The 12946-nt window shown below is 31.2% G+C and carries 12 protein-coding genes and 1 tRNA gene; 9 read left to right on the top strand and 4 right to left on the bottom strand.

From position 1 onward, the window contains the following. Positions 1-180: 180 nt before the first annotated feature. From FVF61_RS13325 to FVF61_RS13315, 3 genes are all read right to left on the bottom strand, one after another. Positions 181-254: transfer RNA gene (locus tag FVF61_RS13325), tRNA-Asn, on the bottom strand. A gap of 73 nt (positions 255-327) precedes the next feature. Continuing rightward, on the bottom strand, positions 328-1674 hold the full coding sequence (gene rseP / locus FVF61_RS13320; RefSeq protein WP_148457225.1) for an RIP metalloprotease RseP: 1347 nt from the start codon (positions 1672-1674) through the stop codon (positions 328-330). A 79-nt stretch (positions 1675-1753) separates the two neighbouring features. Beyond that, positions 1754-3691 (bottom strand): M1 family aminopeptidase, encoded by a 1938-nt coding sequence (locus FVF61_RS13315; RefSeq protein ID WP_148457223.1) that lies wholly within the window; start codon positions 3689-3691, stop codon positions 1754-1756. 95 nt (positions 3692-3786) lie between these two features. Between FVF61_RS13315 and FVF61_RS13310 the strand changes: the two genes are divergently transcribed. The 3 genes from FVF61_RS13310 (at position 3787) to feoB (ending at position 6857) form a co-directional block, all read left to right on the top strand. Next, positions 3787-4458, top strand: coding sequence for an SCO family protein (locus tag FVF61_RS13310; protein ID WP_148457221.1), 672 nt, complete (start codon positions 3787-3789; stop codon positions 4456-4458). Positions 4459-4531: 73 nt separating this feature from the next. After that, positions 4532-4765, top strand: coding sequence for a FeoA family protein (locus FVF61_RS13305; protein ID WP_148457219.1), 234 nt, complete (start codon positions 4532-4534; stop codon positions 4763-4765). Continuing rightward, on the top strand, positions 4758-6857 hold the full coding sequence (gene feoB / locus FVF61_RS13300) for a ferrous iron transport protein B (protein ID WP_148457217.1): 2100 nt from the start codon (positions 4758-4760) through the stop codon (positions 6855-6857). Before FVF61_RS13305 ends, feoB begins: the two co-directional genes overlap by 8 nt. 164 nt (positions 6858-7021) lie before the next feature. Here the strand turns inward: feoB and FVF61_RS13290 are convergent, their stop codons facing one another. Then, complete coding sequence (locus FVF61_RS13290) at positions 7022-7444, bottom strand: hypothetical protein (RefSeq protein WP_148457213.1); 423 nt, start codon at positions 7442-7444, stop codon at positions 7022-7024. 116 nt (positions 7445-7560) lie between these two features. On the opposite strand from FVF61_RS13290, the gene FVF61_RS13285 reads away from it, so the two are divergent. Genes FVF61_RS13285 through FVF61_RS13260 form a run of 6 tightly spaced genes read left to right on the top strand, consistent with a single transcriptional unit; the run spans position 7561 to position 12942 of the window. Beyond that, on the top strand, positions 7561-8223 hold the full coding sequence (locus FVF61_RS13285) for a metal-dependent transcriptional regulator (RefSeq protein WP_148457211.1): 663 nt from the start codon (positions 7561-7563) through the stop codon (positions 8221-8223). Beyond that, positions 8207-9013: a transporter gene (locus FVF61_RS13280; RefSeq protein ID WP_233586852.1), complete on the top strand. Its 807-nt coding sequence runs from the start codon at positions 8207-8209 to the stop codon at positions 9011-9013. The genes FVF61_RS13285 and FVF61_RS13280 overlap by 17 nt, the downstream gene beginning before the upstream one ends. Continuing rightward, entirely contained in the window at positions 9014-9925 is a 912-nt protein-coding gene (locus FVF61_RS13275; RefSeq protein ID WP_148457207.1) for a metal ABC transporter solute-binding protein, Zn/Mn family, read from the top strand. Continuing rightward, complete coding sequence (locus tag FVF61_RS13270) at positions 9925-10662, top strand: metal ABC transporter ATP-binding protein (protein WP_199757314.1); 738 nt, start codon at positions 9925-9927, stop codon at positions 10660-10662. Before FVF61_RS13275 ends, FVF61_RS13270 begins: the two co-directional genes overlap by 1 nt. Continuing rightward, positions 10662-11789 (top strand): metal ABC transporter permease, encoded by a 1128-nt coding sequence (locus tag FVF61_RS13265; RefSeq protein WP_148457203.1) that lies wholly within the window; start codon positions 10662-10664, stop codon positions 11787-11789. Before FVF61_RS13270 ends, FVF61_RS13265 begins: the two co-directional genes overlap by 1 nt. After that, positions 11782-12942, top strand: coding sequence for a metal ABC transporter permease (locus FVF61_RS13260; RefSeq protein ID WP_148457202.1), 1161 nt, complete (start codon positions 11782-11784; stop codon positions 12940-12942). Before FVF61_RS13265 ends, FVF61_RS13260 begins: the two co-directional genes overlap by 8 nt. Positions 12943-12946: the final 4 nt, after the last annotated feature.

Here is a 12946-nt window from a genome sequence, read left to right as displayed (position 1 = left end):
CAAAAAAAAACGACAACATTATATAATTACCGATATAGGGCTATATAAATCTATTAACACTTAGATATACTTCTTTAAAAGCTTTCATATTTCAATTCAATAGATTTTTCAAAAGAATAAAATTCTTGCACAAAAAATTCCACAAAAAAACCCGACACTTTCGTATCGGGTTATTTATTGCTCCCCCTCTTGGGCTCGAACCAAGGACCCTTTGATTAACAGTCAAATGCTCTAACCAACTGAGCTAAGGAGGAGTGTTATCTTTCGCTTTTGCGAGCGCAAATATATATCCTTTTTTTAATTACCACAAATTAAATTTTAAAAAATTTAATTAAATATGGCTTTAAAGATATCATTCCCATTAGCAAATAAAACTAATGCTATCAAAAGAATAAAACCAACCATTTGTGCATACTCTAAAAATTTGTCGCTTGGCTTTCTTCCAGAGACCATTTCATAAAGTAAAAACATAACATGGCCACCATCTAATGCTGGTATTGGTAATAGGTTTAAGAAACCTAGCATAATAGATAAAAAGGCTGTAATGTTCCAAAATACTTGCCAACTCCAGAAATCTGGAAAAATATCGTAAATAGCTTTAAAACCTCCTACACCCTTATATGCACCTGTACTTGGCGTGAAAATGGCTTTTACTTGAGTAATATAAGATGATAACTTGTCTTTAGACTTTACAATACCAACTGGAATAGCTTCAAAAAAGCCATAATTTTGTGTTTCAAATTTATAATACCCTAAGGCTTCTAATGTTTCTGGTGTTGCTCCAGTTGCATAAACTAAGCCTAATTTTCCATCAGCATTAATTTCCAAAGGCATTTGAATCCTTTTGTTATCTCTCAAAATAGTTGCTTCAACTTGTTGCCCTTTTAAGCTTTCTAATGCTGGAAGCACTTCATCAATATATTTTGTTTCTTGATTGTTAAATCCTGTAATAATGTCTCCTTTTACAATACCACTCCCTTTATTGAAAGAGGTATCAGGCACTTCAGCAATAACAAAAGGCATACGTAAATCAATAAACTTTTTTTCTTTTGAATCAATTAATTGAGCTAAAAAATCTTCAGGTAAAGTAACCGTTGATTCTACTCCATTTCTTTCAATTGTAATCTCTTTTCCAAAAAGAACTTTTTCAGAAATTTGAGAAAAATGATCTATAAGTTCTCCATCAACAGAAATAATGTGATCTCCTGTTAGCAATCCTGCATTGTTAGCAACTGTACTTTCAACTAATATTCCATCTGAAATATTTTCTATAGGCAAAATTCGATCTCCATAATAATAGCTCATTCCAATATAAATTAAAATAGCTAATAGAAAATTAACAGTTACTCCACCAAGCATAATTATTAATCGTTGCCATGCTGGTTTCGATCTAAACTCCCAGGGTTGTGGTGGTTGAGCCATTTGCTCTTTATCCATACTTTCGTCAATCATTCCTGAGATCTTAACATAACCACCTAGTGGTAACCAACCAATTCCATAAACAGTATCTCCTATCTTCTTTTTGAATAAAGAAAACTTAACATCAAAGAATAAGTAAAATTTTTCAACTCTGGTTTTAAATAGTTTTGCAGGTATAAAATGACCTAATTCGTGTAATACGATTAGTAATGAAAGGCTCAATAAAAATTGAGATATTTTTATAACAAACTCCATGTATATGCGTGTCTAATGTAAATTAATTTGCAAAAGTAGTGTTTTAGCATCATTTAGAAAATAAATACCTAAGTATTAGCTAGTTTTTTAACACCATTTTATTAATTATCCCTTGATTGGTTTGAAATTGAATGAAAAACAGCCCTGAAGATAAGTTTGAAATATCTATATTCTCTTGCCAATTAGTTTTTATGATAAGTTGTCCTAAAGAATTGAAAATATGAATTTCTTCAACCTCAACTTGAATTGGTTTTTGAATTGTTATTGAATGAGTTGTAGGGTTAGGATAAAAAATTAACTGACTATCTAATTGCAATTCATTTACGCTTAATGTAACTGAGTTGTTTTTAGATATTAAATCTGATTCAGGATCAAATAAAATAGTACTTACTGGAAAAGTTACATTTCTAAAGAATGTTTCGTTATTAGTGGTATTTTCTAAAACAATATCTAAAATTTCTCCAGAAGTTCCAATAAGCCTCAAAGGTACTGGAGCTTCAAAATAAGAAACAGATCCATGACTTTGTGTTTGAGTTAACGTTATTCTTACTTGATTCGCATTGGGTTGACTCCATTCTATAGCATAATTTGGAAATCCTTGATTATATACCCAATCGTTAAAAAACTCTGTAAGATCTTCTCCACTTGCAGCTTCCATTATTTGTTTATAATCTTCTGTTTTAGCATAACCATAAGAAAGATTTACATCGTTTAGATAGTTTTGCATGCCTTGAAAAAAGTTTGCATCTCCAAGTTTTTTTCTAAGCATATGAGTTACCATAGCTCCTTTATTATAACTTAATCTGCTACTAAAAATTCTACTAACACTTAAAGTATCTGTGTCTGACAAATAAACAGTTCCACCATTTTGAGAGGTAATTGAGTTGTTTAATGATTGTTTCCAATTTGTAAAAGAATTGTTCCCATCAATATTTTCCACTACCAAACCAGATAAATATGTAGCAAACCCTTCGTTTAACCAAATATCTTTCCAACTGCCACAAGTTACTTTGTTTCCAAACCATTGATGAGCTAATTCGTGAGCAATTAAATTTCTTCCAAAACTTCCCATAAAAGAAACTGTGGTATGTTCCATACCTCCTCCCCAACCAAATTGAGCATGTCCATATTTTTCGTTTGCAAAAGGGTATTCTTCAAATAAATTAGAAAACAAATTCATTATATCTACTGTTACAGGCGTACTAGCTTGAGCAGAAACTAAATTTTCTGGATACACATAATTTATAATCTCAAACAGATTTCCATTATTGTCTACTGTATGTGAATAAATCTCATAATTAGTAACAGCAATAGCAATCAAATAAGCAGGAATAGGATATTGATGTTTAAAATGTGTTGTTTTAAAATTTCCATTGATAGTTTGACTTTGTTCTAATCCATTTGAAACTGCTATATATTCTTCGTTTGAAGGGTTAAAAGTAGGCGATGTAATATAAACATCTATATTGTCTATTTTATCTATTAAATCTTGCTTACAAGGCCACCAACCTTTAGCTCCATATGGTTCTGAAAGAGTCCAAAGTATTGGATCTCCACTATGCGAACTTTGCGCAAATGAGCCAAAACCAGAACTTATTGGATTTCCAGAATAACTAACTGTTAAAGAATCTAAAACGCCAACATTTTGAACTTGATTTAGAGTTATGACTAATTCATCATCGGTATTTTGTACATACGAGAGAGGATTCCCACGTTGCAAAACCTGAGAAACAATCATATTATCAGAAAGTTCAAATGTAACTTCTGTAAGGATTTCCTTTGCTTCAAAATAAGTGGTTACATCTCCAGAAATAAAAGCCTGAGATGGATCGACGTCTAATTCCAATCTATGGTATGTTACATCGTAATTTCCAGTATTCATATTTACACGATGAAGCATCTTGTTTAAAGCAGCTTTTGTTTCAGCTTCTCTAATCATTTCCATCGATTCTGTTAAATCCTGTCCAAAAGAACATATTGGAATAATAATAAGTAAGTAGTTTAATAGTCTTTTCACGGCATTGTATTTATGATGTTAAAATTACTGAATAAACACTTATCTGTCGTATTTTTGCAAATAAAACTTACTTAAAAATCCTCAATTAAAAGTAAATGCTTTCATTTTTTAAAGATTATAAATACTTTGCTATTATTTTTGCAATACTTTCATTAATAATTATTTCCATTATTTATAACATTTTTGATGTTTATAAACCATTACCTATTTATCAACCTGCAATGGTGAATACTGAAATGGTTGACAGTACCATTCAATACAAAAAAAAGTATCATAAAATTGACGATTATAGTTTAGTCAACCAAAATGGTGAGATCATAACTCAAGATGCTTATAAAGACAAAATTTATGTAGCTGATTTCTTTTTTACGACCTGTCAAACTATTTGTCCAATTATGACAGATCATATGGTTTTAATACAAAATGAAATTTTGAATGATAAAGAAGTTATGTTATTATCTCATTCCGTCACTCCCGAAATTGACAGTGTACCTCAATTAAAAAAATACGCTCTTAAAAAAGGTGTGAATGATTCTAAATGGAATTTAGTAACAGGAGATAAAAAACAGATTTACACTTTGGCTAGAAAAAGCTATTTAGCTGTTAAAGATGATGGGACAGGAGATGCTTACGATATGATTCATACTGAAAATTTTATGCTAATAGATAAAAAACGTCAAATTAGAGGTTATTATGATGGCACGAACCCTGAAGATATTTCTCGATTACTTGATGATATAAAAATCTTAAAAGAAGAATATAAATAGTTTTTAGTTCACAATTTTTCTAGACTGATTAATTTATCCTATTTTTGCTTCTTTAAAATCAATCTAAATAAGCTTGCAAGTTACTTTAGCACATTTAAAACGTGGAGAAAGAGCAATCATTGTTGATGTTTCTTCAATAAATATTCCGTTAAAACTTCTGGAAATGGGATGTTTACCTGGAAACGAAGTTGAACTTGTTCAAGTAGCTCCATTTTCAGATCCAATGTATCTAAACATTAATGGAACTCATCTAGCTATAAGAAAAGAAACTGCTATTCATATAATAATAGAAATAACCAATGAGTAAGCAGATAAATGTAGCACTAATAGGCAACCCTAATACAGGAAAAACATCTGTTTTTAATTCTTTAACTGGATTAAACCAAAAAGTTGGAAACTATCCTGGAATAACAGTAGAAAAAAAAGAAGGTATATGTAAACTCCCAAGAGGTGTTAAGGCCCACATAATTGATTTACCAGGAACCTATAGTCTAAATGCATCTTCACTTGATGAGAATGTAGTAATTGAATTGCTTCTAAACAAAAATGACAAAGATTTTCCTGACGTTGCTGTTGTTGTTAGTGATGTTGAAAACCTAAAACGAAATCTATTATTATTCACTCAAATTAAAGACTTAGAAATTCCAACCGTTCTTGTCATTAACATGTCTGACAGAATGAAGTATAAAGGCATTTCTTTAGACATTCCTTATCTAGAATCTCAACTTCAAACTAAAATAGCTCTTGTAAGTACAAGAAAAAACGAAGGCATCGATAATTTAAAAACTCTCATTTCAAATTATAAAGAGCTTTCAATAACCCCTTGTCTAAATGCTTCAGAAATTGACAAAGAATACTTCGATAATCTACGTAAAGCCTTTCCAAATCAATTATTATACAAACTTTGGCTTGTAATTACACAAGATGTAAACTTCGGAAAAACAGATAGAAACGAAATTGATGCTGTTGCAGATTTTAAAACGAAAACCAAAGCAGATTTAAAACGTTTACAGCAAAAAGAAACTATAAAACGCTATCAGTTTATAAACAATACGCTTAAAAAAGGTCAAACCATTGATTTGAGCACTGCTAAAGATTTACGCATCAAATTAGACAGAATTTTAACTCACAAAATTTGGGGTTATGCTATTTTCTTAGTCATTCTACTTACTATTTTTCAAGCCATTTACGATTGGTCAGCTATACCCATGGATTTTATTGATAGTTCTTTTGCATCATTAAGCGAATGGACAAAAAACTCATTACCAGAAGGAGCTTTTACAAGTTTATTAGCCGAAGGAATTATTCCTGGACTTGGTGGCATTGTTATTTTTATACCACAAATTGCCTTTTTATTCTTATTTATTTCCGTTTTAGAAGAAAGTGGTTATATGAGTCGTGTAGTCTTTCTTATGGATCGTGGCATGAGACGTTTCGGACTTAGTGGAAAAAGTGTGGTACCATTAATTTCAGGAACTGCTTGTGCTATTCCAGCTATTATGGCTACTAGAAATATTGAAAGCTGGAAAGAACGTTTAATTACTATTCTGGTAACGCCATTTACAACCTGTTCTGCAAGACTTCCTGTTTATTTAATTATTATTTCTTTAGTTATTCCAGAAGGAAGGTTTCTTGGTTTAGGTTATCAGGCTTTAACTTTAATGTTACTTTATTTAATAGGTTTTGGAGCTGCTTTAATTTCAGCTATGATTTTAAACAAGGTATTAAAAATTAAAAGTAAATCGTTTTTTGTTGTCGAAATGCCTAATTACAAGCTTCCATTAATAAAAAACGTAGCATTAACGGTTGTTGAAAAAACAAAATCCTTTGTATTTGGAGCAGGGAAAATCATCTTAGCCATCTCTATAGTGCTTTGGTTTTTGGCATCTTATGGTCCTGGAGAAGAGTTTAATAATGCCGAAGAAATTGTGACTGAAAAATTTGCTTCAAAGCATTTAACCGAAGAAGAACTTCAAAATGAAATTGCATCTCAAAAATTAGAATATTCATTTATTGGCTTAACAGGAAGAGCTATCGAACCAGCTATTAGGCCTTTAGGTTACGACTGGAAAATTGGAATTGCTATTGTAAGTTCGTTTGCTGCAAGGGAAGTATTTGTAGGAACTTTAGCAACTATTTATAGTGTTGGTAGTGATGAAGAAGAAACTATTAAAAACAGAATGGCTGGAGAAGTAAACCCTATTTTAGGTGGACCACTTTTTAATTTCGCTTCAGGAATATCCTTATTGCTTTTTTATGCCTTTGCTATGCAATGTATGAGTACGCTTGCCATAGTGAAACGTGAAACCAATAGTTGGAAATGGCCAATCTTACAATTGGTTTTAATGAGTGTCTTTGCTTATGTGGTTGCATTTATTGCTTTCCAAATATTAATTTAAGGAATCTATAAGAAATACGACAAAAAAGATATGAATCATCTTTTACAAAATATTCTAGCATTTACTTTGCTTTTTTTAGCACTAGGATTTCTTGTCAAGAAATTCTTTTGGAAAAACTCAAAACCAACTAAAGATATTGGGAAACATGATTGCGATAACTGTCACTAATTTTCAATATCAAGCTGTAAATAATAATCTTCTTTTTTGATTTTTCCTTTAGAACTTGGATTAGGCAAAACACTATAGGCAGTAATTTTTAGGTTTTTAGATGAAAACAATAACATCAATTCTGCATTGATGCTTTTTCCTGGTTGAAATACTATTTTTTTTTGTTCAATTAATATATCATCTTGTAGAATATCAACCAAGATTACAACTTCTCCTGCCCAAACACAAGTAACATCCTTTGGACAACGAGAATCTGTTAACACATCAACAAATTTAATTTGTACTTCATCTGAATTATATATTTTACCTAAAGGTAATTTTGAAACAATCTTTGGAGTTTCAATTTTTATATTAGTTGAGTCTTGAGCAACTACAACTCCTGAAATAAAAACCAAAACAATTAATAAATAACACTTCATTTTACACATTTTAATTCTTCCTTTTGTCAATGTACAAATTCTTTTGTTAATTTCATCTTTTTAGTTACCTTTGAAATATATTTAAGCTTACTTAAATTAATTTTAAAGCACCTATAATGTCAGTAGCAATAGAAAATTTTGTAAAAGCCATTTACAAAAACGACAAAAATGATTCCAATGATACGAAGCCAGGTAATATTGCAAGAAAATTAGGTATATCTAATGCAGCTGCAACAGATATGGCTAAAAAATTAGCTTCAAAAAACCTTTTGCAATATGAAAAATATCAGGCACTTCAACTTACAGATCAAGGCACTAAAATGGCTTTAAATGTTATTAGAAAGCATCGCCTTTGGGAGGCTTTATTGTTTAAATTGTTTGATATGTCTCTTCATGAAATCCATCGTGAAGCTGAACTTTTAGAGCATGAAACTTCCAATTTTTTAGCAGATAGAATTAGTGAATATTTAGGCAATCCAAAATTCGATCCACATGGAGATCCCATTCCTAATGCCAATGGTGAAATTACAACTATAGACACTTCTATTGCTCTTTCAAACACGCAAGAAGGTAAAACATATATCATTTCTAGATTGATGAGTGACGAAAAAGAATTTTTTGATTTTTGCGCTTTAAATGGATTGAAATATGGCAACTCCATAACTATAACTAAACAATTCAGCAAAAATAAAATGACTCAAATCAATATTAATAACAACATCATTATACTTAATGAAAATTTTACAAAAATTATATACGTTAATGAAGCTAACTTTTAAAAACACAGCTATAGGTTTATTATTTTTCACCATAAAAACAATGTCTTTTTCACAAGAACAAGAATTTTTAGCACCATTAATTACAGACAGACCAGATCAAACAGAATCAGCTAACGTAGTTTCTAAAGGCACTTTTCAGCTTGAGACCGGAACTTCTTATGAGACATATAAAAACAATAATATTTTAACTAAAAATTTTACCTACAACACTACTTTATTAAGATATGGCTTACTTGATAATTTTGAATTGCGAATAGGTTGGGATTTTGTTGAAGGCAAAACTAAAATTAACAACCAGACTACAAACAACGTTTCAAGTGGATTTAGTCCTTTACTTTTAGGAGTAAAAACGAGTATAGCCAAAGAAAATGGTTGGCTTCCTAAAATAGGGTTAATAGGTCATTTATATTTACCATTTACGGCTGGTTCCGATTACAAACCAGAAACATCAGGAATAGAATTTAGATTTGCTTTTGCGCATACTTTAAGTGAAAAATCAAGCCTATCATATAACCTTGGAGCTTCTTGGGGCAATGATTCTCCTGAAGCTTCATATGTTTATACAATTGCTTATGGTTACAGTATTACAGAAAAAATTGGGACATATGCTGAATTGTATGGAGATTTTCCAGAAAACTCCAAAGCAAATCATCTTTGGGATGCTGGCTTTACATATTTAATTAATTATAATTTACAATTAGATGCTACAGTTGGCACGAGTATTACTAAAGGACAAGATCTCTTACTTAGTACAGGTGTAAGCTATAGAATTCCAAAAAAAGATAACTAAATGAAAAATAAAATCTTAATAATTTGTCTATTTCTAGCTTGTTTTAGCTGTAAAAAGGAAAAGCAAGACAACGGAAAACTAAATGTTGTAACAACCACAACCATGATTACCGATTTGGTAAAAAACATTGGTGGAGACCAGATTAATATTCAAGGCTTAATGGGTTCAGGTGTCGATCCTCATCTTTATAAAGCCAGTGAAGGTGATGTGTCTAAACTTGTAAATGCAGACATTATTTTTTATAATGGACTTCATCTAGAAGGAAAACTTGTGGAAGTATTTGAAAAAATGGGAAGTCTAACTAAAACACCTATTGCTTTAGCTGATGAATTAGATAAAAGCACCTTAATTGGTTCAGATTATTTTGCATCTAATTACGACCCACATGTTTGGTTCAATATTGATTATTTTAAACAATTTACTAAAAAGGTATCTCAAGTTTTATCTGAAAAAGACCCTGAAAATTCCATTTATTTTATTGAAAATGAAAAGTTATATCTAGCAAAATTAGACTCTCTGCAAAACACTATTAAAAATACTATTGAAACACTTCCTCAAGAAAAACGCATTTTAGTAACTGCACATGACGCTTTTAATTATTTTGGGAAAAATTATGATTTTGAAGTTGTTGGATTACAAGGCCTGTCAACCGCAACCGAAGCTGGAGTTCAAGATGTTCAAAAATTAGCAGCATTTATTATTGATAAAAAAGTAAAAGCTATTTTCGTGGAGAGTTCAGTTCCTAAAAGAACTATTGAAGCCTTACAAGCAGCAGTAAAATCTAAAGGGCATGATGTTTCCATTGGAGGAACTCTATATTCTGATGCCCTTGGAAATGCTGGAACTATTGAAGGAACATTTATTGGAATGTTTGAATATAATGTCAATACAATTGTAAATGCATTAAAATAATGGACAAAAAATTAGCAGTTCAAATAGACGATTTAACAGTTGCATACAATTACAAGCCTGTACTTTGGGATATTGATTTAGAAATTCCAGAAGGTGTTCTTATGGCAATTGTTGGACCAAATGGTGCCGGAAAATCTACTTTAATAAAAGCCGTTTTAGGAATCCTAAAGCCTATTGCAGGAAGTGTAAGTATTTATGGAAAGCCATATGACAAGCAACGATCACTTGTGGCTTATGTGCCTCAAAAAGGTAGTGTAGATTGGGATTTTCCAACTACTGCTCTAGATGTCATCTTAATGGGAACTTATGGTAGTTTAGGTTGGATTAAACGTCCTGGTTTAAAGGAGAAAAAGACAGCATTAGAAGCACTAGAAAAAGTTGGCATGTTACCTTTTAAAGACAGACAAATAAGTCAACTTTCTGGAGGTCAGCAGCAACGGATCTTTTTAGCTCGTGCTTTAGTACAAGATGCATCTATCTATTTTATGGATGAACCTTTTCAAGGTGTCGATGCAACAACAGAAATTGCTATCATTAATATTTTAAAAGAATTACGAAAAGCTGGAAAAACAGTTATCGTAGTACATCATGATTTACAAACGGTTCCAGAATATTTCGATTGGGTAACTTTTTTAAACGTGAAAAAAATTGCAACTGGTCCAGTTAAAGATATTTTTAATGATGATAATCTAACCAAAACTTACGGAATTAATTATAAAGTAAGCATTCAAGAATAATGGATATTCAAGAGTATTTTTCTTTAGTTTTCAGCGATTACACCTTGCGAACCATTTCACTTGGGACTGCTATTCTAGGTGCTGTAACTGGTATGCTTGGTAGTTTTGCCGTTCTTAGAAAACAAAGTTTACTTGGAGATGCTATTTCTCATGCTGCTCTTCCTGGAATTGCTATTGCTTTTTTAATTACAGGATCAAAAGACAGCAACACCTTACTTATTGGAGCTTTAGTTAGTGGTTTAATAGGAACCTTTTGGATAAGAGGGATCATTACAAAAACGCATTTAAAATCTGATACTGCCTTAGGATTAATTCTTTCTTTATTTTTTGGTTTTGGAATGTTGTTATTAACCTTTATTCAAAAACAACCTAATGCCAATCAAGCGGGATTGGATAAATATTTATTTGGACAAGCTGCTACTTTGGTTGAAAGCGATGTCTGGCTCATGACCATTGTAACAGGAATTTGTTTGTTTGTGCTATTACTTTTCTGGAAAGAATTCAAAATACTTTTGTTCGATAAAGACTATGCTAAAACTCTTGGATTTAACACAAAAACTATTGATGTTTTAATAACCTCTTTTATTGTTTTGGCTATTGTATTAGGTCTACAAACTGTTGGTGTTGTACTTATGAGTGCCATGTTGTTAGCTCCAGCTGCTGCAGCTAGACAATGGACAAACAGTTTAAGTAAAATGGTGTTTTTAGCAGCTATGTTTGGTGCCTTTTCAGGGGTTTTTGGTACTGCTTTAAGTGCTAGTCAAAACAATTTATCTACAGGTCCAGTAATTGTAATTGTTGCTTCAATTTTTGTTATCTTTTCATTTATATTTTCACCATATAGAGGATTACTATTTCGTCAAATTAGATTCATTGCAAATAGACGTGATTTAGAATTACAGAAAACATTAGCTTTTATGTATCGAATTGCTGAAACACATGAAAACATATCTCATCCTCACGCCATTAAAATTTTAAATAATTTTCAAGGATTTACACGTAAAACCCTTCAAAAATTAGTGGATAAAAACTATGTAACTATTGATGGAACTATGTGGAGTATGACTGAAAAAGGTTTTGAAACTGCATCTAATTTATATAACCAACAAGTTGTAAAATATGAATAGTGCACAAATAGAAATACAATTAATTGCTAGTTTGGTAGCTATTGCTTGTGCTATTCCTGGTACTTTTTTAGTACTTAGAAAAATGGCTATGATTAGTGATGCTATTAGTCATTCTATATTACCTGGAATTGTAGTTGGTTTTTTTATCACTCAAGATCTTAATTCTCCATTATTAATCTTATTAGCAGCATTAACAGGAGTTATAACTGTTGTACTAGTGGAACGTATTCAAAAAACAGGCTTGGTAAAAGAAGACACTGCTATTGGCTTAGTATTTCCAGCACTTTTCAGTATTGGTGTGATTATGATTGCTAAAAATGCAAACGATGTACATCTCGATGTCGATGCTGTTTTATTAGGTGAATTAGCTTTTGCTCCTTTCGACAGACTTTTTATTGCTGGAACAGATGTTGGACCAAAATCTTTATGGATTATTGGATCTATTTTATTGGTTACAATAGGATTGTTGTTTGCCTTTTTTAAAGAATTAAAAATTAGCACGTTTGATGCAGGCTTGGCAGCTTCATTAGGATTTTCGCCAGCATTAATCCATTATGGATTAATGTCAGTTGCATCAATTACAACGGTTGGAGCTTTCGATGCTGTTGGAGCAATTCTTGTTGTAGCCCTAATGATTGCTCCTGCGGCAAGTGCTTATTTGCTTACAACAGATTTAAAGAAAATGCTTGTACTTTCAATTATTTTCGGTGTAATAAGTGCTATTTCAGGTTATTGGATGGCTCATTGGTTAGATGCTTCCATTGCTGGCTCTATAACAACCATGTTAGGCTTATTGTTTTTTAATATCTATTTATTTGCTCCAAGCAAAGGGCTTATAGCTGTTATGTATAGAGAGAAACAACAGCGTACAGAAGTGTCTTTACTTACATTTCTACTTCATTTAAAAAATCATTCTGAAGAAAATGAACGACATGTAAATCACCTTCAAGAACATATAAATTGGCAAAAAGTAAGAGCAAAAACCGTTTTAGATTTAGCTCTAAAAAATAATATGATTGACATTAATAAGAAAATTGTTTCACTTACTATAAAAGGAGATGAATTTACTTCACAAGCTATTGATTATATCATTACTAATGAAGATACTCAAATAGAAGATATGAAAGACGATTTCTTTTTGTTTAGAGGGTAAAAGA

The sequence above is a fragment of the Xanthomarina maritima genome (genome assembly GCF_008084905.1).
In the GTDB taxonomy this organism is placed as follows: Bacteria; Bacteroidota; Bacteroidia; order Flavobacteriales; family Flavobacteriaceae; genus Xanthomarina; species Xanthomarina maritima.
The sequence above is the reverse complement of the archived record's forward strand: the minus strand, read 5'-3'. Positions and strand labels throughout refer to the sequence as shown.

Excerpts from the sequence above, each read along its gene's own strand:
- rseP (WP_148457225.1), bottom strand. The coding sequence starts at position 1,674 with ATGGAGTTTGTTATAAAAATATCTCAATTTTTATTGAGCCTTTCATTA.
- FVF61_RS13310 (WP_148457221.1), top strand. The coding sequence starts at position 3,787 with ATGCTTTCATTTTTTAAAGATTATAAATACTTTGCTATTATTTTTGCA.
- feoB (WP_148457217.1), top strand. The coding sequence starts at position 4,758 with ATGAGTAAGCAGATAAATGTAGCACTAATAGGCAACCCTAATACAGGA.
- FVF61_RS13290 (WP_148457213.1), bottom strand. The coding sequence starts at position 7,444 with ATGAAGTGTTATTTATTAATTGTTTTGGTTTTTATTTCAGGAGTTGTA.
- FVF61_RS13285 (WP_148457211.1), top strand. The coding sequence starts at position 7,561 with ATGTCAGTAGCAATAGAAAATTTTGTAAAAGCCATTTACAAAAACGAC.
- FVF61_RS13280 (WP_233586852.1), top strand. The coding sequence starts at position 8,207 with ATGAAGCTAACTTTTAAAAACACAGCTATAGGTTTATTATTTTTCACC.
- FVF61_RS13275 (WP_148457207.1), top strand. The coding sequence starts at position 9,014 with ATGAAAAATAAAATCTTAATAATTTGTCTATTTCTAGCTTGTTTTAGC.
- FVF61_RS13270 (WP_199757314.1), top strand. The coding sequence starts at position 9,925 with ATGGACAAAAAATTAGCAGTTCAAATAGACGATTTAACAGTTGCATAC.
- FVF61_RS13265 (WP_148457203.1), top strand. The coding sequence starts at position 10,662 with ATGGATATTCAAGAGTATTTTTCTTTAGTTTTCAGCGATTACACCTTG.
- FVF61_RS13260 (WP_148457202.1), top strand. The coding sequence starts at position 11,782 with ATGAATAGTGCACAAATAGAAATACAATTAATTGCTAGTTTGGTAGCT.